The 19,348-nt window shown below is 70.3% G+C and carries 17 protein-coding genes; 8 read left to right on the forward strand and 9 right to left on the reverse strand.

Going from position 1 to position 19,348, the window contains the following annotated elements:
• Positions 1-3 precede the first annotated feature (3 nt).
• The 4 genes from BLV96_RS26505 (at position 4) to BLV96_RS26520 (ending at position 5,657) form a co-directional block, all read left to right on the forward strand.
• Positions 4-918 carry a carbohydrate ABC transporter permease gene (locus BLV96_RS26505; protein ID WP_244180490.1) on the forward strand — a complete coding sequence of 305 codons (915 nt, stop codon included), beginning with the start codon at positions 4-6 and terminating at the stop codon, positions 916-918.
• Positions 915-1,736: a carbohydrate ABC transporter permease gene (locus tag BLV96_RS26510; protein WP_086678792.1), complete on the forward strand. Its 822-nt coding sequence runs from the start codon at positions 915-917 to the stop codon at positions 1,734-1,736. Before BLV96_RS26505 ends, BLV96_RS26510 begins: the two co-directional genes overlap by 4 nt.
• Before the next feature lie 18 nt (positions 1,737-1,754).
• Complete coding sequence (locus BLV96_RS26515) at positions 1,755-3,017, forward strand: ABC transporter substrate-binding protein (RefSeq protein WP_086678793.1); 1,263 nt, start codon at positions 1,755-1,757, stop codon at positions 3,015-3,017.
• A 63-nt stretch (positions 3,018-3,080) separates the two neighbouring features.
• Positions 3,081-5,657 carry an alpha-L-rhamnosidase gene (locus tag BLV96_RS26520; RefSeq protein ID WP_086678794.1) on the forward strand — a complete coding sequence of 859 codons (2,577 nt, stop codon included), beginning with the start codon at positions 3,081-3,083 and terminating at the stop codon, positions 5,655-5,657.
• A gap of 528 nt (positions 5,658-6,185) precedes the next feature.
• Here the strand turns inward: BLV96_RS26520 and BLV96_RS26530 are convergent.
• From BLV96_RS26530 to BLV96_RS26540, 3 genes are read right to left on the reverse strand one after another with little or no spacing between them, the layout of a single operon-like run.
• Positions 6,186-6,614: a cupin domain-containing protein gene (locus BLV96_RS26530; RefSeq protein ID WP_167379743.1), complete on the reverse strand. Its 429-nt coding sequence runs from the start codon at positions 6,612-6,614 to the stop codon at positions 6,186-6,188.
• A gap of 2 nt (positions 6,615-6,616) precedes the next feature.
• A complete protein-coding gene (locus BLV96_RS26535) occupies positions 6,617-7,972 on the reverse strand; it encodes an NAD-dependent succinate-semialdehyde dehydrogenase (protein ID WP_086678796.1) in 1,356 nt (451 codons plus the stop codon).
• Complete coding sequence (locus tag BLV96_RS26540; protein ID WP_086678797.1) at positions 7,969-9,048, reverse strand: isocitrate/isopropylmalate dehydrogenase family protein; 1,080 nt, start codon at positions 9,046-9,048, stop codon at positions 7,969-7,971. The genes BLV96_RS26535 and BLV96_RS26540 overlap by 4 nt, the downstream gene beginning before the upstream one ends.
• Positions 9,049-9,228: 180 nt before the next feature.
• Here BLV96_RS26540 and BLV96_RS26545 point away from each other — a divergent pair, with 180 nt between their 5' ends.
• The 4 genes from BLV96_RS26545 to BLV96_RS26560 all read left to right on the forward strand — a co-directional run bounded on the left by BLV96_RS26545 (position 9,229) and on the right by BLV96_RS26560 (position 12,809).
• Positions 9,229-10,593 carry a 2-hydroxycarboxylate transporter family protein gene (locus BLV96_RS26545; RefSeq protein ID WP_208608323.1) on the forward strand — a complete coding sequence of 455 codons (1,365 nt, stop codon included), beginning with the start codon at positions 9,229-9,231 and terminating at the stop codon, positions 10,591-10,593.
• A gap of 17 nt (positions 10,594-10,610) precedes the next feature.
• Positions 10,611-10,907, forward strand: coding sequence for an antibiotic biosynthesis monooxygenase family protein (locus BLV96_RS26550; RefSeq protein WP_086678798.1), 297 nt, complete (start codon positions 10,611-10,613; stop codon positions 10,905-10,907).
• 65 nt (positions 10,908-10,972) lie between these two features.
• Positions 10,973-11,857, forward strand: coding sequence for a GntR family transcriptional regulator (locus tag BLV96_RS26555; protein ID WP_086678799.1), 885 nt, complete (start codon positions 10,973-10,975; stop codon positions 11,855-11,857).
• A gap of 34 nt (positions 11,858-11,891) precedes the next feature.
• Positions 11,892-12,809: an amidohydrolase family protein gene (locus BLV96_RS26560; RefSeq protein WP_086678800.1), complete on the forward strand. Its 918-nt coding sequence runs from the start codon at positions 11,892-11,894 to the stop codon at positions 12,807-12,809.
• A gap of 373 nt (positions 12,810-13,182) precedes the next feature.
• Here BLV96_RS26560 and BLV96_RS26570 read toward each other — a convergent pair whose 3' ends face one another.
• The 6 genes from BLV96_RS26570 to BLV96_RS26595 are packed head-to-tail and all read right to left on the reverse strand — an operon-like array spanning position 13,183 to position 19,341.
• On the reverse strand, positions 13,183-14,046 hold the full coding sequence (locus BLV96_RS26570) for a sugar phosphate isomerase/epimerase family protein (RefSeq protein ID WP_086678802.1): 864 nt from the start codon (positions 14,044-14,046) through the stop codon (positions 13,183-13,185).
• The gene (locus BLV96_RS26575) at positions 14,043-15,059 is read right to left on the reverse strand and encodes a Gfo/Idh/MocA family oxidoreductase (RefSeq protein WP_086678803.1); all 1,017 of its coding nucleotides are present in this window, start codon (positions 15,057-15,059) and stop codon (positions 14,043-14,045) included. The genes BLV96_RS26570 and BLV96_RS26575 overlap by 4 nt, the downstream gene beginning before the upstream one ends.
• A gap of 16 nt (positions 15,060-15,075) precedes the next feature.
• Positions 15,076-15,417, reverse strand: a complete 342-nt coding sequence (locus BLV96_RS26580; protein ID WP_086678804.1) for a universal stress protein — start codon at positions 15,415-15,417, stop codon at positions 15,076-15,078.
• 2 nt (positions 15,418-15,419) lie between these two features.
• The gene (locus BLV96_RS26585; RefSeq protein WP_086678805.1) at positions 15,420-16,865 is read right to left on the reverse strand and encodes a sugar porter family MFS transporter; all 1,446 of its coding nucleotides are present in this window, start codon (positions 16,863-16,865) and stop codon (positions 15,420-15,422) included.
• Positions 16,866-16,900: 35 nt separating this feature from the next.
• Entirely contained in the window at positions 16,901-17,842 is a 942-nt protein-coding gene (locus BLV96_RS26590; protein ID WP_086678806.1) for a TIM barrel protein, read from the reverse strand.
• A gap of 14 nt (positions 17,843-17,856) precedes the next feature.
• Positions 17,857-19,341, reverse strand: a complete 1,485-nt coding sequence (locus tag BLV96_RS26595; RefSeq protein ID WP_086678807.1) for a CoA-acylating methylmalonate-semialdehyde dehydrogenase — start codon at positions 19,339-19,341, stop codon at positions 17,857-17,859.
• Between the last annotated feature and the right edge of the window lie 7 nt (positions 19,342-19,348).

Consider the following 19,348-nt stretch of genomic DNA (forward strand, 5'->3'; position numbering starts at 1 on the left):
CCCGTGACGCCCCACCGAACCGCCCGCGACCGCGCGACGCGAAGCAAGTCCCGCGGCCGCTCGGTGCCGTGGTACTTCCTCCTGCCCGCGGCGGTGTTCTACCTGTTCGTCGTCGCCTGGCCGAGCCTGCAGGGCGCGCGCTACGCGTTCACCGACTGGGACGGGCTCTCGCAGCGACAGGACTTCGTCGGGCTGGACCAGTTCGGGCGGCTGCTCGACGACCCGGCGGCCACCGGCGCGATCACGCACACGCTGCTGCTCGCCGTCGGCATCACCGTCATCCAGAACCTGGTAGGGCTGCTGCTGGCCCTCGGCGTGCACACGCACATCAAGAGCCGCAACATTCTCCGTGTCCTGCTGTTCGCCCCCGCGATCATCACCCCGGTCGCCACCGGTTACCTCTGGCAGTACCTGCTCGCCCCGGACGGCGCGGTCAACCGGCTGCTGGACGGCGTCGGCCTGGATTCCTGGCGGCAGAACTGGCTCGGCGAACCGGACCTGGCACTGTGGACGGTCGTCGGCGTGGTCGTCTGGCAGTTCTCCGGCTACTCCATGGTGATCTTCCTGGCCGGGCTGCAAGGCGTGCCACAGGACGTGATCGAAGCGTCCAAGATAGACGGTGCGGGCGCCTTCCGCCGGTTCTGGTACATCGTCCGCCCCGCGCTCGCCCCGGCCATCACGATCAACCTGATGCTGTCGATCATCGGCGGCCTGAAGCTCTTCGACCAGGTCTGGGTCATGACCCAGGGCGGCCCCGGCAACGCCACCGACACGATGTCGACCCTGATCTACAAGAACGCCTTCCAGTTCAACGACTTCGGCTACGGCATCGCGATGGCCCTGGTGCTGACGGTGTTCGTCGCCCTCCTGTCCGGCGCCCAGTACCGCTTGCTGGGGCGGCAGAAGGGAGCGTCGTGAACCGCTACCGCGGCCGCACCCTGGCCCTAGAGCTGGTGATGATCCTGGCCGGGCTGCTGTTCTTCTTCCCGGTCTACGTGCTGGTCAACCTCTCGCTGAAGAGCCCAGGCGACTCATCCTCGCCGCTGGAACCGGCCCGGGACATCACCTTCGCGAACTACTCCGACGCCTGGATCCAGGGCGGCCTCGGCGGCGCGCTCGCCAACAGCGCCCTCATCACCATCGGTAGTGTCACGCTCATCGTGGTGATCTCCGCGCTCGCGGCCTATCCCCTGGCGCGCGTGACGCAGCGCTGGTCCAAACTCGCCTTCGCCGGGTTCATGCTCGGCCTCCTGGTGCCGATGCAGCTGGCCATGATCCCGCTCTACACGACCATGCGCGACCTCGGCCTGCTCGGCAGCCTGTGGGCGCTCGTGATCTATTACGCCGGTTTGCAGGTCCCGTTCTCGGTGTTCCTCTACGTCGGGTTCCTCCGCACTGTTCCGCAGGAATACGAAGAGGCCGCCGCGATCGACGGGTGCTCGACGTTCGCCACGTTCCGCCGCGTCGTGTTCCCGCTGCTGCGGCCGGTCACCGGCACCGTGGTGATCCTGAACGTCCTCAACGTGTGGAACGACTTCCTCACGCCCCTGCTGTACCTGTCCGGCAGCGACCGGCAAACCGTTCCGGTGTCGCTGTTCGGTTTCGTCGGGCAGTACGTCTCGCAGTGGAATCTCGTCTTCGCCGGGCTCGTGATCAGCATCGCGCCGATCCTGCTCGCCTACTTCCTCATGCAACGCACGATCATTAAGGGCTTCGCCAGCGGCCTCAAGGGATAACCCACCAAGGAGAGAACGATGAAGTTCGCCAGAACGGCCGCGTGCCTGCTCGCGGCCACCGCAGTGACGGCCGGGTGCTCCAGCGGGCCGGGGTCCGCCGACGGCGGCGACAACGCGCTGACCATCGCCGCGACCACGAACGAGAAGCCGGCCATGGACGCGGTCGTCGAGGAGTACAAGAAGGCCAATCCCGGGCTCGACGTCCACGTCACCTACGCCGCGCTCGACCAGTACCAGACGACCGTGCGCACCCAGTTGTCCTCCGGGACGGCCCCGGACGTGCTGTTCGTCTGGCCCGGCAACGGAAACCCGGTGACCGTCACCGTCGCCGCCGGTGCCGGGTACCTCGAGGATCTCTCCGCCCACTCGTGGGCCAACCAGATCCCGGAGGGGCTCAAGTCGGTCTCCCAGCTGAAGGGCAAGACCTACATCGCTCCGGTCGCGTTCTCCGGTATCGGCGCCGTCTACAACACCACCGCGCTGACCCAAGCCGGACTCACCGCACCGAAGACGTGGAGTGACGTCCTCGCCTTCTGCGCGGCGGCCAAGCAGAAAGGCAAGACCGCGTACGCTCTGGGAGCGCAGACCAACTGGGTCACCCAGCTGATCGACTACGCACTGACCCCCACACTGGTCTACGGGCCGCAACCGCAGTTCTCCCAGCAGATGACCGACGGTAAAGCGACCTTCGCCGGCTCCGGCTGGCAGACCGCGCTGGACAAGTACCTGCAGATGCAGAAGCAGGGCTGCTTCAACAGCGGTGAGCTCGGCACCAGCTACGAGGCCAGCCTGTCGATGGTGGCCAAGGGCGACGCGCTCGGCGTGGTCCAGGTCAACTCCGCCGTCGCGGCGATGAAGAAGGAAGCCGCCCAGGGCACGACCTTCGACCTCCAGCCGCTGCCGGCCACCGACGACGCGACGCAGACGCGCATGGCCGGCGCCGCCGGGTCGTCCTACGGGATGAACGCCAAGGCCCCGCACAAGCAGGCCGCGCTGAAGTTCATCGACTGGCTGATGTCGCCGACGGCGATGAACCGCTACGCCGAGACCAACTCCGCGCTGCCGTCGATCCCCAACGACCAGTTCAGCGTCGACCCGGCGTTGAAGACGCTGCAGCAGTACCAGAAGGACGGCAAGACGTTCCCGTTCATGGACCAGCAGTGGCCCAACGCCCGCGTCCAGCAGGTCCACTTCGCCGCGGTGCAGGACCTGCTCGGCGGCCGCACCACGCCGGCCGAAGCGGTGCAGAAGATGGACGAGGCCTACCGCCAGGGCGCTTGACCCCACCCGGGCCGGAGAACCCTCCTCCGGCCCGGCTTCGGCGTGCAGAAAGGAAAACCCTCCGTGGACCACAGTGGCCCGGCCCCGCTCCAGGTGAGCACTCCCCGCGCGGAACACCACGACGAGCCACTCGGCATCGGCGAACCCGAGCCACGCCTGTCCTGGCAGGTGACCGGCGCCGTGCCCGGCTGGCGGCAGGCCGCCTACGAGATCGAATGCGCCGACCCCGCCGGCCCGGCACTGCGGTCGGGTCGCATCACCTCCGGCGAGAACGTCCTCGTCGACTGGCCGTTCCCCCCGCTGGATTCCCGCTCTCGACGCACGATCCGCGTGCGGCTGTGGGACACCGAAGGCGCCGCGACCGGCTGGAGCCCGGCCCTGACGCTGGAGACCGGCCTGCTGACGGCGGCGGACTGGTCGGCCCGGTTCGTCACACCGGAAGACCACACGCAGAACGCGCCCCTGCTGCGCACCGAGTTCGTCCTGCGTCCCGATATCGCGCACGCACGGCTGTACGTCACCGCGCTGGGGCTTTACGAGATCGAGCTCAACGGGGAACGCGTCGGCGACCACACCTTCGCCCCCGGGTGGACGAGCTACCACCACCGCCTGCGCTACCAGACCTTCGACGTCACCACCGCGCTGCGGACCGGCGAGAACGCGCTCGGCGCCTGGCTCGCCGAGGGCTGGTACCGCGGCCGGCTCGGCTTCCACGGCGGCACGAGCGCCATCTACGGCGACCGGCTCGCGTTGCTGGCGCAGCTGGAAGTCACCTACACCGACGGCACCACCGACTCCGTCGGCACCGGCCCCGGGTGGCGGTCGGCGACCGGGCCGATCCGATCGTCGGGCCTCTACGACGGCGAACACCACGACGCCCGCGACGAGCGACCGGGCTGGTCACGACCGGGCTTCGACGATTCGACCTGGACGCCGGTCCGGCTGCTGGAGCACGATTTGGCGACGCTGGTCGCGCCGGACGGGCCGCCCGTGCGCTGCACCCAGGAGCTCGCGGCGTCGGTCACGTCCAGGTTCGCTTCGGGACGCCGGCTCATCGACTTCGGGCAGAACCTGGTCGGGCGGCTGCGCATCCGCGTCCGCGGCCGGGCCGGCCAGGTCGTGCGGCTGCGGCACGCGGAAGTCCTGCAGGACGGCGAGCTGTGCACCCGGCCCCTGCGCGGCGCCGCCGCCACGGACTCCTACACCCTCCGCGGCGGTACCGACGAGGAAGTGTGGGAGCCGCGGTTCACCTTCCACGGCTTCCGCTACGCCGAGATCAGCGGGGACGCCGAAGTCACCGACGTCGTCGCCAGGGTGCACCACACCGACATGCGCCGCACCGGCACGTTCACCTGCTCCAACGCCCTGCTCCAGCGGCTGCACGACAACGTCGTGTGGAGCATGCGCGGCAACTTCCTCGACGTGCCCACCGACTGCCCGCAGCGGGACGAGCGGCTCGGCTGGACCGGCGACATCCAGGTCTTCACCCCGACCGCCGCCTTCCTCTACGACTGCGCGGGCATGCTCGGCTCGTGGCTGCGCGACGTGGCCGCCGAGCAGAAACCCGACGGAACCGTCCCGTTCTTCGTGCCGGAGATCCCCGCGCCACATTGGACGCCGGCCTTCCCGGCCGCAGTCTGGGGCGACGTCGCCGTGCTCACGCCGTGGGACCTCTACCAGCGGTTCGGCGACGCCGGCGTACTCCGCAGCCAGTACGCCAGCGCGAAGGCGTGGATCGACCGCGTCACCGCCGACGCCGGGCCGGACCGGTTGTGGGACAACGGAAAGCAGCTCGGCGACTGGCTCGACCCGACCGCCCCGCCGCACGACCCGTCCGACGCCAAGGCCGACCCGCACCTGATCGCCACCGCTTACTACGCGCGCTCCACGCGAGTGCTCGCCGAGACGGCGCGCGTGCTGGGGCACGTCGAGGAACACCGGCACTACGCGACGCTCGCCGACGAAATCGCCGCGGCGTTCGCGCGACGCTGGGTCCAGCCGTCCGGGCTCCTGGACGACGACGCCCAAGCCTCCTATGCGCTAACGATCCACTTCGGACTGTTTCCCGGCCCGGCGCAGCGGGCCGCGGCCGGCGACCGGCTCGCCGAGCTGGTCGCCGACGCGGGTCACCGCATCGCGACCGGTTTCGCGGGCACGCCCGTCATCTGCGACGCGCTGACCGAGACCGGGCACCTGGACACCGCCTACGAGCTGCTGCTGCAGACGGAATGCCCGTCGTGGCTCTACCCGGTCACCCAGGGCGCGACGACCATCTGGGAACGCTGGGACAGCCTGCTGCCCGACGGCACCGTCAACCCCGGGGAGATGACCTCGTTCAACCACTACGCCCTCGGCGCGGTCGCGGACTGGCTGCACCGCACGGTCGCCGGCCTGGCCCCGGCCGAGCCCGGCTACCGCCGCCTGCTGCTGCGTCCCCGCCCCGGCGGCGACCTGACCCACGCCGCCGCCGAGCACGACACGCCCCACGGGCCGGCCGCGCTCAGCTGGCGGATCGACGAAGAACAGCTGGAGGTGGAAGCGGTCGTGCCGATTGGGGTCACCGCTACAGTCCAGCTGCCTGGCCGGGATCCGTTCGAGGTCGCCTCCGGCCGACACCACTGGTCGATACCCTGGTCGTAGCGGAGTACCCCGCTCCAGGACGGCGCCGCACCCGCCCTGGACGGAGGCAGCCACCGGTCACCGCGCCGAGGGCGAAGACGTCACCCACCCAGTCGGCAATGTCGGTGCTGACGTGGCTCAGGTGGTCCAGCCCGATATCCTCGCTGGCCCCGTCCTCGACGCTGAAGATCCGCAGGGCCGTTGCGAGCTGCGGACCGCCTGCTCATAGGAGCGGTGCCCGTAGTCCCCGGGGCTGCCGGTCGCTTTCGTTGTGGCAGATGGCCCCAGACCCACAGCACGCGCTCTCAGTAGCGCGGCACCGGCCGCTCGCCCTCGCGCTCCACAGGCCGTCGAACGCGGCGGCGCGCGGCGTGGTAGCCGCCGGGCGACCGGGAGACCGGCGCTCGGATTACAGCGCTGCTACGCAAAGGCGCTGGGCGCCGCGTGACTGCCCGACCCGGATAGGCCACAAGCCGGCGGTGCTCGCCGGCGCCGTGCTGCCCTTGGCGCAGACCCTATTGATGTTCCCGATCGCGGCGGCGAGCGCGGTCACTTGTCCGGTGTGGCGGAACGATCGTGTTCGGCATCGACGCGTGAGGTGGCGCCGGTGGCGACGATCGTCCGGGTGGCTTCGACCGAAGCGTACGTCCACAGGATACGCATCGGCTCGGTGGCCGATGCGTTGCGGAACCGGTGCGGAACGCCGGCGTCCACGTACGTCGTGTCCCAAGTGGACAAGTGGTGCTCTTCGCCGTCGATCTCCACCACCGCGTTGCCCTGCAGGATGACGACGCTCTCGGGGCAGTTGTGCGTGTGCAGCGGGATGCCGGCGCCCGGCTCGAACCGGGTCATGCCGTTGAGGAAGACCTCGGCGCCGCGGTGCTTGGTCACCAGGGGGATGGTGCTGGCGCCGCCGCCGCGGGAGAACGCGGTGAGCTCGGCGGGGCGCAGCACGGAGGCCAGGAAGTGGTCGGTCAAGGTCAGGCTCCGATCCAGAGGGTCTTGGTGTTGCAGAACTCGCGGATGCCTTCGGCACCGAGCTCCCGGCCGTAGCCGGACTTCTTGATGCCACCGAACGGCACGCGCGGATCGGACGCGACCACGCCGTTGACGAACACCGCACCGGCCTCGACCTCACGAGCCAGCTTTCGAGCGCGGTCCACATCGGACGTCCAGATCGCCGCGCCGAGGCCGAATTCGGTGCGGTTGGCGAGGTCCACCGCCTCGTCGGCGTCGGGCACGCGGATGATCGCGGCCAGCGGACCGAACGTCTCCTCGTCGAAGGCGGCCATGCCGGGACGCACGTGGTCGAGGATCGTCGGCGGGTAGAAGAACCCCGGCCCGTCGACCGGTTCGCCACCGGCCAGCACCGTCGCCCCGGCCGCCACGCTGCGCTCGACCTGGTCATGCAGTGCGGCACGCAGGTTGGCACGTGCCATCGGGCCGATGGCGGTCGCCGGGTCGGCGGGGTCGCCGATCTTCAGCTCGGCGGCGTGGCGCAGGAACGCCGCGACGAACTCGTCGGCGACCGCGTCCTCGACGATGAACCGCTTGGCGTTCACGCAGCTCTGGCCGACGTTGACGAAGCGTGCCTTGACCGCGGCGCGGGCGGCGGCCTCGATGTCGGCGTCGGCGAGGACCAGGAACGGGTCGGAGCCGCCGAGCTCCAGCACCTGCTTCTTCAGCGCGGCGCCGGCCTGGGCGGCGACGATCGCGCCGACCTCGGTCGAGCCGGTGAGGGTGACCGCGGCGATCCGGTCGTCCGCGATCAGCGGCGCGATCTGCTCGACGTCCACCAGCAAGGTCCGGAACAAGTCCGCCGGGAACCCCGCATCACGCACGACCTCCTCCACCGCCAGGGCGCACTGCGGGACGTTGTTGGCGTGCTTGAGCAGCGCCCCGTTGCCGGCGGCGAAGGCGGGCGCGGCGAAGCGGAAGAACTGCCAGAACGGATAGTTCCACGGCATGACGGCCAGGATCACGCCGAGCGGGTCGTAGACGACGCCGGCCTCGGCCGTCACGCTGCGCTCGGCGAGGTACCCGGCTGCGTGGTCGGTGTAGTGCTCGGACGTGACGGCGCACTTCTCGATCTCGGCTTCGGCCTCGACGAGCGGCTTGCCCATCTCGCTGACGATGAGCCGGGCGTAGCGGTCCTTGCGGTCCCGCAGCACCGCGGCGATGTCCCGCAGCATCGCCGCGCGCTCGGCGAGCGGGCGCTGGCGCCATTGCCGCTGGGCGCTGACGGCGGCGTCGACGGCGGTTTCGACCTCGTCGCCGGTGAGCGGCGCGAAGCGGGTCAGTTCGGCGCCGGTGGCGGGGTTGACGGAGACGATCACGCGGCGTTCTCCCTGATCTTGGTGAGGTGGCTGATGACGGCGTCGGCGAAGGCGTCGGTGCCGAGAGCGCCGCCGATGTCGCGAGTGCGGGTGGCCGGGTCGTCCAGGGCGGCGTCGACGGCTTCGGTGATCAGCGCGCCGGCTTTGACCAGCACCGGGTTGCCGTCGCGCTGCCCGCGCCAGTCGAGCAGCATCGCCGCGGACAGGATCAGCGACGTCGGGTTGGCGACACCCTGGCCGGCGATGTCGGGGGCGGATCCGTGCTGGGCCTGGGCGACGCAGATGCCGTCGCCGGCGTTGATGGAGCCACCGAGGCCGAGGCTGCCGGACAGTTCGGACGCTTCGTCGGAGAGGATGTCGCCGAACATGTTGGTGGTGACGATGACGTCGAACCGCTCGGGGTCGCGGATCAGCAGCGCGGCGGTGGCGTCGACGATCAGCTCTTCCAGCTCCACGTCGGGGAATTCCGCGGCGACCTTGCGGACCTCGCGCAGGAACAGCCCGTCCGACAGCTTGACGACGTTGGCCTTGTGCACCGCGGTGACCTTCCGGCGGCGGCCTCGGGCCAGGTCGAACGCCGTGCGTGAGACTCGCTCGCAGGCCTTGGCGCTGACCTTGCGGATCGACAGCGCGAGATCCGGGTCCGGCATGAACTCGCCGGTGCCGGCGTACATGTTGCGATCGGCGTAGAAGCCCTCGGTGTTCTCGCGCACGAGGACGAGGTCCATCGGCTTGCGCAGGATGCTCAGGTCGGGCCGCGACCGGCAGGGCCGGATGTTGGCGTAGAGGCTGAACACCGTGCGCAGCTCGGCGGAGGGGTTGATGCCCCCTTCGGACCGCGGCGGATAGTCGTAGTGGCTGACCGGGCCCAGCAGGACGCCGTCGACCTCGGGAATGCGGTCGAGCACGTCGGCCGGCAGCGTCGTCCCCGACGTCGCCAGGCTGGCGTGCCCGATGTCGCGCGTCTCGAATTCCATGCCGACGGCGAGCGCGGCCTCAGCGGCGTGCAGCACCTTGAGGGTCGCGTCGGTGATCTCGGGGCCGATGCCGTCACCTGGCAGAACGAGGATCTTCACTGAACTTCCTTCCGACTCGGACTCCCTGAAGCGTACGGACACCGTTGGTCTTTTACAAGAGCATAATGCCAACTTTCTGGTACAACAGCCTTGAGAAAAACCATCTCTCGACTTATGGTTCTCCGCAGCCACCCACCCGGCTTCGCACTCCCGGCCCTTCCAGAGCAGCAAGGGAACTCCATGTCGCACCAGACTCCCGCGGCGCTGACCGCCGACCCGATCTCCGAGCCCCCCGCGCCGAGCGAGGCGCCTCGCCCCCGCCTGTGGTCGCGGCTGATGGACCGCGACGTCGGGATCGTCCCGATCCCGGTCTACGTCGTCCTCGTCGCCCTGCTGATCACGTTCGTCTTCACGCACAACGTCACCGGCGAGCTGGCGACGGTGATCGGCCTGATGGTCGCGTTCGCCTTCACCCTCGCCGAGATCGGCAAGCGGGTGCCGGTACTGCGCAGCATCGGCGGCGCGGCCATCCTCGTCACTTTCGTCCCCTCGTACCTGGCCTTCCGCGGCTGGATCCCGGCCCCGGCAGCGAAGGCCCTCGGCGACTTCTTCACGACGTCGAAGGTGCTGAACCTGTTCATCGCCTTCGTGATCGTGGGCAGCATCCTCAGCATGGATCGCCGAATCCTGGTCCGCGGTTTCGCCAAGATCTTCGTGCCGCTGCTGGCCGGCAGCGTCGTCGCGTTCACCGTCGGCACCGGCGTGGGGACCGCGCTCGGCCTGGGCTGGAAGGAGACGATCTTCTTCGTCGTCGTCCCGATCATGGCCGGTGGCGTCGGCGAAGGTGCCATCCCGCTCACCATCGGCTACGCCGCGATCCTCGGCACCGCGCAAGGCCCGTTGCTGGCCAAGGTGCTGCCGGCCGTGCTCGTCGGCAACCTCGTCGCCATCCTGCTGTCCGGACTCCTCAACCTGCTGGGCAAGCGCCGTCCGCACCTCACCGGGAACGGCCGGCTCGAACCGGGCGGGGGAACCGACCTCCTCGACGGCCTGGACCGCAAGAAGCCGGACCTCACGCCCCAGTCGATCGCCGCCGCCGGGGTCACCGCGGTCGTGCTCTACCTCTGCGGTGTGCTGGCCCTCGACCTGCTCGGCTTCCCCGCCCCCGTCGTGATGCTCGCCCTGGCCGTGCTGCTCAAGCTCGCCCACGGCGTCACCCCGCGGCTGCAGGACGGCGCCACCTTCGTCTACAGCTTCTGCCTCACCGCGCTCGCCTTCCCGGTGCTGTTCACCTTCGGCCTCGTCCAGGTCCCGTGGAAGACGCTGATCGCCGGCTTCACGCCGTCGCACCTCCTGACGATCGTCGCGACGGTGCTCGCCATGGTCGCCACCGGGTTCGTGGTCTCCCGCTGGGTCCGGATCCACCCCGTGGAGGGCGCGATCGTCGCCGCCACCCACAGCGGCATGGGCGGCGCCGGCGACATCGCGATCCTGTCCGCGAGCAATCGCATGCGGCTGATGCCCTTCGCCCAGATCGCCACCCGCATCGGCGGGGGCATCACCATCACGCTGGCCCTGCTGGCCGCGCACACCTTCGGCCTCTGACGACAAGGAGCACCACCATGGTCTGGGAAATCGCGCGGATCGACGTCCGGCCGGGCGACGAAGCCGCGTTCGAGAAAGCCGTCGGCGAGGCCGTCCCGCTGTTCGAAAGCGCCGGGGGATGCCACGGCGTCCGGTTGCGCCGCGGTGTCGAACAGCCCCAGCGGTACTGGCTCGTCGTCGAGTGGGAGACCGTCGAGGACCACACCGTCCGGTTCCGCGGCTCCCCCGGGTTCGCCCGCTGGCGCGAGCTGGTTGGCGGCTACTTCGCCGCTGCACCCCAGGTGGAGCACGTCAACGCCGTGGAGCTGCCGTGACCACGGCCGTCCCCCTCCGGTCGGTAAGCTGCGCTTGCCCGCAGGTCGCCGACGGAGGGAGGGACATGGCACCGACCCCGCTCACCCGGCAGGTCGCCGCGCGCATCCTCGACTACATCCGCGACGAGCGGGCCGACGCGGGTACGCGGCTGGTCGAGCGCACCCTCGCCGAGCACCTGCGCGTGTCCCGCTCCCCCGTGCGCAACGCGCTGCGGCTGCTCGAGGACACCGGCGTGGTCGCCCCGGCCGAGCGCGGCGGCTACACGGTCGTGCGCACCGGCGAGCAACTCGATGACGTCGCCCTCGAAGAGACGAGCGACGACGAGACCCTCTACCTGCTGATCGCCGCCGACCGCCTCGACGGCAAGCTGCCCGACCGCGTCACCGAAAGCGCACTCGCCCGCCAGTACAACCTGTCGCCCGCGGACCTCAACCGCACGCTGCGGCGTATCTCGGCCGAGGGCTGGATCGAGCGACTTCCCGGCTACGGCTGGGAGTTCCAGCCCGCCCTGACCTCCGAACGCGCCTACGCGGACAGTTACCGCTACCGGCTGATCATCGAACCCGCCGCGATCCTCGAACCGACGTTCGTCCTCGACCGCCGCGCCATCGAGGAAGTCCGTGCCCAGCAGCAGAAGCTGGCCGACGGCGCCATCTACGAGGTGGGCAACGCGGAGCTGTTCGCGCTCAACCGCGCCTTCCACGAGGCGATCATGGAGTGCAGCGCCAACACCTTCCTCATCGAGGGTCTCCGGCGCATCGACAACCTCCGGCGGCTCATCGAGTACCGCCGCTCCCTCGAACGCGACCGCGCGCTCATCCGCTGCCGCGAGCACGTCGAAATCGCCGACCTGCTCCTCGCCGGCCGCCGCGGCGACGCCGCCGAGCGAATGCGCGAACACCTCAGCACCGTGGGCGAAGAGAAGGTGGCAGACAGCGCGCTGCGCTGACCCCTTCCCCGCCACGACCTCCAGGAGTACGACCATGCCTTCTTCGTTCAGCCGCCGGACTTTCGTGTGCGCGACCGGCGCCGCGGCCGTGCTCGGTGCAGCGCCGGTCACCGCGTCCGCCGCGGTGCCCCGGCGCGAGCCGCCCTTCGGCGCGACGGACTGCCACATCCACATCCTCGACCCGGACCGCTTCCCCTACCCGAACCCGGGTGACCAGCCGCCTCCCGCGTCCACTGTGGACGACTATCGTCGCCTTCGTTCGAGGCTCGGCCTGACCAGGACCGTCGTGGTCACTCCGTCCAACTACGGCACGGACAACCGCTGCACCCTCGACGCCCTCGATCAGCTGGGCCACCAGGCGCGTGGCGTAGCCGTGATCGACGAGTCCTTCACCGACGCGCAACTGCGCGCCATGCACGCACAGGGCGTTCGCGGCATCCGCTTCAACCTCACCCGTCCCGGCGGGGTCGGCGCCGACCTCATCCCGAAACTGGCCGCGCGGATCGCGCCGCTTGGCTGGCACGTGCAGATCCACATGACCCCCGACGGGATCGTCGCGAACCTCGAGCGGCTGCGCGACCTGCCGACCGACCTGGTCATCGACCACATGGGCCGCATCCGTGACCGCACCGACCCCGCGTTCGCCACGATCCTCCGCCTCATCGACGCGGGCCACACCTGGGTCAAGCTCTCCGGGGTCTACCTCGAATCCACCGGCGGACCACCCGCCTACGCCGACCGCGCCGCGGTGGCACGCGCCTTCGTGCGGGCCTCTCCCGAGCGGCTGGTGTGGGGCACCGACTGGCCCCACACCACGGCTTTGCGCGGCGAAGTTCCCATGCCCGATGATGTCGCGATGCTCGACATGCTCCACGACTGGGCCGGCGACAACCGGACGTGGCACCGGATCCTGGTGCGCAACCCGGCTCGCCTCTACCACTGGAGCAACTGAACCTTGGAGCGTCCGAGGATCGGGGCAACAGCTCAACGGCGGTGGCCGCGACTTCGCCGGCCACGCCGTCGGGCACGACGCTGACCACCCTCCTCAACGCGTTCGTCGGCGATTGCCTCGCCGGCCTCGGGCGCCGGGCGGCGGCGGCGGCGGCGGCGGCGGCGGCGGCGGCCCGAAGCTACCGCGAAGCGCGGTCGTTGACCGGCCCGGACCGGGAGGGCCGGCGCACCTTCGGGGAACCGGCCGGCAGATGCGGCGCGGTCCAGGAAGCCGCACGCGTCGACCTCCGCGCCGGTGAGGCCGAGCGATGCGATGACGTGGAGCGCCTCGGAGGGGAGGCCGTCGTGCAGGATTGCGGTGTAGCTCCCGAGCTTTACCCCAGCTCCTTTGTGATGCGTTCGAGCATGAACGTCGACGACTCCACGGCGCGTTCCTCCCAGGCGAAGACGCACACCGTCGCGACCCCGTCGAACTCGATGTCCCGCAGCGTGCCGAAGAAGGCGTCCCAGTCGACCTCGCCCTGGCCGATGTCGAGGTGCTGGTGGATGCGGGCCGGCGTGCCGGGTGGGTTCATGATGTAGCGCAGGCCCGAGGAACCCTTGTGGTTGAACGTGTCGGCCAGGTGCAGGTGGGTCAGTTTCGACCCGGCGTACCGCAGCATCTCACCGACGTCGGCGCCGGGGTCGTCGCCGGAGAGGTGGAACGTGTGCGGCGCGCAGTACAGGTAGTTGACCCACGGCTTGTTGATCGCCCGCACCAGGTCGACACCCGCGTCGTTGACCTCGCAGAAGTCGTCCGGGTGCGGTTCGAGGGTCAGCGCGATGCCCTCGCGCTCGAACACCGGCAGCAGCTCCTCCAACGACCGCCAGAACGCGGCCTCGCTTTCCGCCGCCCGCTCCGGGCGGCCGTTGAACTCCGAGTTCATCAGCTCGCAGCCCAGTTCGGCGGTGACCTCGATCATCCGCTTCCAGTACCGCACCGCGGCCTGGCGCTCGGTCTCGTCCGGGCTGGACCACTTGTACAGCGGCAGCACGCTCGACAGCGAAACGCCGGTTTCGCGCAGCACCGCCTTGAGTTCGGCGACCTTCTCGTCGTCGGCCCGCGGGTGCAGGAAGAACGGCATGAAGTCGTCGCGGGGCGACAGCTCGATGTACTCGTAGCCGATGTCCGCCACCGTCCGGACCATCTCCGTCATCGGCAGCTTCCGCAGCATGTACGGGTCGAGGGCGATCTTCACCGCGCACCTCCGGCGTAGAAGGCGGGCCGGTCCTTCATGTCGACGCCGACGGTCCGGCCCGATCGCAGCGCTTCGACGGTGGCGTCGGTGATGACCGTCGCGGCGTAGCCGTCCCAGGCCGACGGCCCGGTCGGCTCCCCCGCCGCGACCGCGTCGATCCACTCCTGGAACTCGACGTCGAACGCGGTGACGAACCGCTCGCGCCAGTCCTGCGGCACGGCGGTGCGGGTCGTGCCCGCGGAGCGGACCGTCGCGCGGGCGGGCTCGGGCAGGCGGGCCAGCCCGGTCTCCCCCACCGTCTCGCACTGGATGTCGTAGCCCCACTGGCAGTTGACGAACACCTCGAGGTCGATCCGGATCCCGGACGCGGTCTCGAACAGCATGATCTGCGGGTCCTGCAGCTCGGCGTGGGCGTGCCGGGTCCGGCGCGGCGCCAGCACCTGGACGGCGACGATCTCGTCGTCGAGCAGCCACCGCAGGACGTCGATCTCGTGCACGGCCGTGTCCTGCGCGGCCATCGCCGAGTGGTAGGACTCCGGCACCGACGGGTTGCGGTGCGCGCAGTGCACCATCAGCGGCGCACCGATCCCCCCGGCGTCCAAAATGGACTTGAGCTCCCGGTAGCCGCTGTCGTAGCGCCGCATGAAGCCGACCTGGACCAGCCGCCGCCCGGCGGCCTGCTCGGCCTCGACGATCCGCAGGCAGTCGGCCGCTTCGGTGGCCAGGGGCTTCTCGCAGAACACCGGCTTGCCCGCGGCGATCGCGGCCAGCACGTGCTCGGCGTGGGTCGGTCCCCAGGACGTCACCAGCACCGCGTCGACGTCCGGCTGCCCGATCAGGTCCGCGCCGGTCGCGACGGCCCGGGCACCGACCCTTGCCGCCACTTCGGCGGCCCGGTCGGCGTCGATGTCGGTGACGGCGACGACCTCGGCACCGGTGATCACCTCGGTCAGGCGCCGGATGTGGTCCTGGCCGATCATGCCGGCGCCGATCACTCCCACCCGTACGGTCACGGCGGGTTCTCCTTTCTCAGTCGGCCGTCTTGACGGCCAGGACGGGCACGTTCGCGGCGAGCAGCAGCCGCTGGGCGAGGCTGCCCAGCAGCGCCTTGCCCACCGGCGAACGGCGTTTCATGCCGATGACCAGCAGCTCGACCTCGCCGGCGTGCTCGTCGAGCAACGCCAGGACGTGGTCGGCTACGTCGACGTTCGGCGGGCGTTCGAGCACCTTCGCGTCGGCGGGCTCTTCAAGCGGGCTCAGCCGCAGGTTCGCCACCAGCAGCGGGGTGCCGCGCAACTCGGCCTCCTCGACCGCTCGGGCCAGCGCGAGGTCGCCTTCCCCGGAATCGGTGACGGCCACGAGGATCGCCATGGTCAGGCCCCCTTTCCGGCCAGTGCGGGCTCCCGGGTGAACCGGGTGTGCAGCTCGGTCTCCAGCCGTTCCAGCGAACGGCCCCGCGTCTCGGGGACGGCCTTCGCGACGAAGGTGATCGCGCCGATGCCGAGGACGACGAAGATGAAGAACGTGTTCGAGATGTGCAGGGCGTCGACCAGCACCGGGAAGCTCAGGCCGATCGCGAAGTTGGTCAGCCACAGCACCAGCCCGGCGATGCCCATGCCGAGGCCGCGCAGCTTGAGCGGGAAGATCTCCGACAGCATCAGCCAGGTGACCGGCGAGATCGCGCCCTGCTGGAAGGCCAGGAACGTGACCGTCAGCGCGAGCACCACGAACGCCCGGCCCTGCCCGGCGGGCAGCAGCAGGGAGAACACGCCGATCAGCAGCAGCGCCGTGGTCGTGCCGATCTGCCCGACGATCAGCATCGGCCGCCGGTTCACCTTGCCCAGCAGGTAGATGCCGACGAAGGTGGCCACGACCGAGATGACGCCGTTGGCGATGTTCGCCGTGAGCGCTCCATCGGCCGAGAAGCCGGCGTCCTTCAGGATCTGCGTGCCGTAGTACATGATCGAGTTGACGCCGGTGATCTGCTGGATGATCGCGATGCCGACGCCGACGAGGACCAGCCGCCGGATCCACGGCGTGCCCAGGTCGCGCAGGCCGCCGGTCTGGGACTTCTTGTCCTCCAGCGCCAGCTGCTCGACCTCCGCCAGCTCGGCCTGAGCCCGCTGCGCCGAGCGAACCTGCTTCAACACGGCGAGCGCGTCGGCGAAGCGGTCCTTCGACGCCAGCCAGCGCGGGCTTTCCGGCATGGCCAGCATGCCGAACCACAGCACGACCGCCGGGAGCGTCGCGATGACGAGCATCCAGCGCCAGACGCCGCCGGACTCGCCGAAGGCGTTGCCGATGATCGCGTTGAACGTGAACGCCAGCAGCTGGCCGGTGACGATCATCAGCTCGTTCTGCGTGACCAGCCGGCCGCGCCGCTCGGTCGGCGAGACCTCGGCGAGGTAGGTCGGCACGGTGACCGACGCGCCGCCGACCGCGAGCCCGAGGACGAACCGGCCGAGCACCATCACCGCGGTGGTCGGGGCGAGGGTGCAGGTCAGCGTGCCGAGCAGGAAGATGACGGCCAGCATGAGGATGTTCTTGCGCCGGCCGCGCCGGTCGGACAGCCGCCCGCCGGCCACCGCGCCGAGCGCGGCGCCGAGCAGCAGCGAGCTGGTGACCAGGCCCTCGGTGAACGGGGTGAGCCCGAGGTCGGTGGCCATGTAGGGCAGGGCGCCGTTGATGACGCCGGTGTCGTAGCCGAAGAGCAGGCCGCCGAACGTGGCGATGATGGTGACGAGCCGGAGCCGGCGCCCGTGCGGGCCCTTGGTGTCGAGTGGAACCGTCGGCGGCGTCGTTGCGTGGACGTGTGCCATGGTGTTTCTCCCGGTGCACGAGTGGTACTTCGGGTTCAGCGGGAAGTGGGCCGCTTGCTGCCGGAGAGGCCGCGGCCGGCCAGGTACTCGCGGGTGCGCACGGCGATCGGCAGTGGCACCTCGGCGGCACAGGGGTAGAGGTCCTGCTCGACGATGACGAACAGTTCCGCGTCCAGTGTGGACAGTGCGTCGACGATCGCCCCGGGGTCGGGCACGCCGGCGGGCGGCTCGACGCAGACGCCGCGCTTGACGGCCTCGCCGAAGGAGAGCTTTTCGGCGGCGACCTGGGCGAGGACGTCGGCGTCCATCTGCTTGATGTGGACGTACCCGACGCGCTCGCCGAACCGGCGGATGAGGTCGAGGTTGTCGCCCCCGCCGTAGGCGACGTGCCCGGTGTCGAGGCAGAGGTTGGCGTAGCGGGAGTCGGTCTCGTTGAGGAACCGCTCGATCTCGGGCTGGGTCTGGATGTGGCTGTCGGCGTGCGGGTGCAGGCACAGCCGCACGTCGTACTCCTCCAGCAGGATCCGGCCCAGCTCGTTCGCGCGGCCGCCGAGGGAGCCCCACTGCTCGGCGGACAGCTGCGGGCTTTCCGTGTAGTCGCCGGTCTTCTCGTCGCGGAACATCGGCGGGATGTACACGAGGTGGTGCGCGCCGGCCGCGGCGGTCAGCTCGGCGACCCGGCGGGTCTCGGCGAGCATGGTGTCCCAGGCCTCCGGGCGGTGCAGCGCGCCGAAGGTGGTGCCGCCGGAGACCTGCAGGCCGCGGACGGTGAGCGCGTCGGCCAGCTCGCGCGGGTCGGTCGGCAGGTAGCCGTAGGGGCCGAGCTCCAGCCAGGTGTAGCCGGCGGTGACCAGCTCGTCGAGGAAGCGGGTGTAAGGCACCTGCTGCTCGTCCTCGGGGAACCAGATCCCCCACGAGTCGGGGGCGGAGCCGAGGCAGAGGTTGCCGGCGACGGTGCGCGCGGACGTCGTTGTCACGGAAGGGGTCCCTTCTAGGACGAGGTCGGGAAGTGGAAAGCGGCGTCGACGGACTGGGTGACGTGCGGCCAGCGGGTCGTCACGACCTTCGGGCGGGTGTAGAACCGGACGCCTTCGGGACCGTGGATCGGGCTGTCGCCGATCAGGGAGTCCTTCCAGCCGCCGAAGGAGTAGTAGGACATCGGGACCGGGATCGGCACGTTGACGCCGACCATCCCGACGCGGACCTCGCGCTGGAACCGGCGGGCGGCCTCGCCGCTGGAGGTGAACAGCGCGGTGCCGTTGCCGTACGGGTTGGCGTTGATCAGCGCGATCGCTTCGTCGAGCGTCGCGGCGCGTACGACCGCGAGAAGGGGGCCGAAGACTTCTTCGCGGTAGACGTCCATCGAGGGGCGGACGTGGTCGACCAGGGACGGGCCGGTGAAGAAGCCGTCCCCGTCGAAGCGTCGCTCGCGGCCGTCGACGACCACGGTGGCGCCCTGCTCGGCGGCGGTGGCGACGGCGTTCTCGACGCGCTCCTTGGCCGCCGCGGTGATGACCGGGCCCATTTCACTGGCCGGGTCGTCGCCGGGACCGACCTTGACCTCACGGGCCTTGCGGGCGAGCGTCGCGACGAGCGCGTCGGCGGCCTCGCCCACGGCGACGGCGACCGAGATCGCCATGCAGCGCTGGCCGGCCGAGCCGAACGCGGCCGCGGTGAGGTGGTTGGCGGCGAACTCCAGGTCCGCGTCCGGCAGCACCACGGCGTGGTTCTTCGCGCCGCCGAGGGCCTGGACGCGCTTGCCGGTCGCGGTGGCGCGCTCGTGGACGTACTTCGCGATCGGGGTCGAGCCGACGAAGGACACCGCGGCGATGTCCGGGTGCTCCAGGATCGCGTCGACGGCGGTCTTGTCGCCGTGCACGACGTTGAAGACGCCGTCGGGCAGGCCGGCTTCGGCGTACAGCTCGGCGACCAGGTTCGAGGCGGAAGGGACGCGCTCGCTCGGCTTGAGGACGAAGGTGTTGCCGGTGGCGATGGCCATCGGGTGCATCCAGAACGGGACCATCACCGGGAAGTTGAACGGCGTGATCCCGGCGCACACGCCGAGGGGCTGGCGGAAGCTGAGCACGTCGACGTCGCGGGAGACCTGATCGGAGAAGCCGCCCTTGAGCGCGTCGGCGATCCCGCACGCGTACTCGACGACCTCGCGGCCGCGGACGATCTCGCCGCGGGCGTCGTCGAGGACCTTGCCGTGCTCGGCGGAGATGATCTTCGCCAAGTCGGTCTCGTGCCGGACGAGCAGCTCGCGGAAGGCGAACAGGACCCGGGAACGCTGGGAGAGCGACGAGTTGCCCCAGGTTTCGAAGGCCTTGCCCGCGGCGGCGACGGCGGTGTCCACTTCGGGCTTTCCGGCCAGCAGGACTGCCGCCCGCTGCTGTCCGGTCGCCGGGTCGTACACCGGAGCGGCGCGGCCGGCCCCGGCGGGAGCGCCGCCGATCCGGTGGTCGATGGTCTGCACGCTGGTT

The sequence above is a fragment of the Amycolatopsis pretoriensis genome (assembly GCF_900107925.1).
GTDB classification, from domain to species: Bacteria; Actinomycetota; Actinomycetes; order Mycobacteriales; family Pseudonocardiaceae; genus Amycolatopsis; species Amycolatopsis pretoriensis.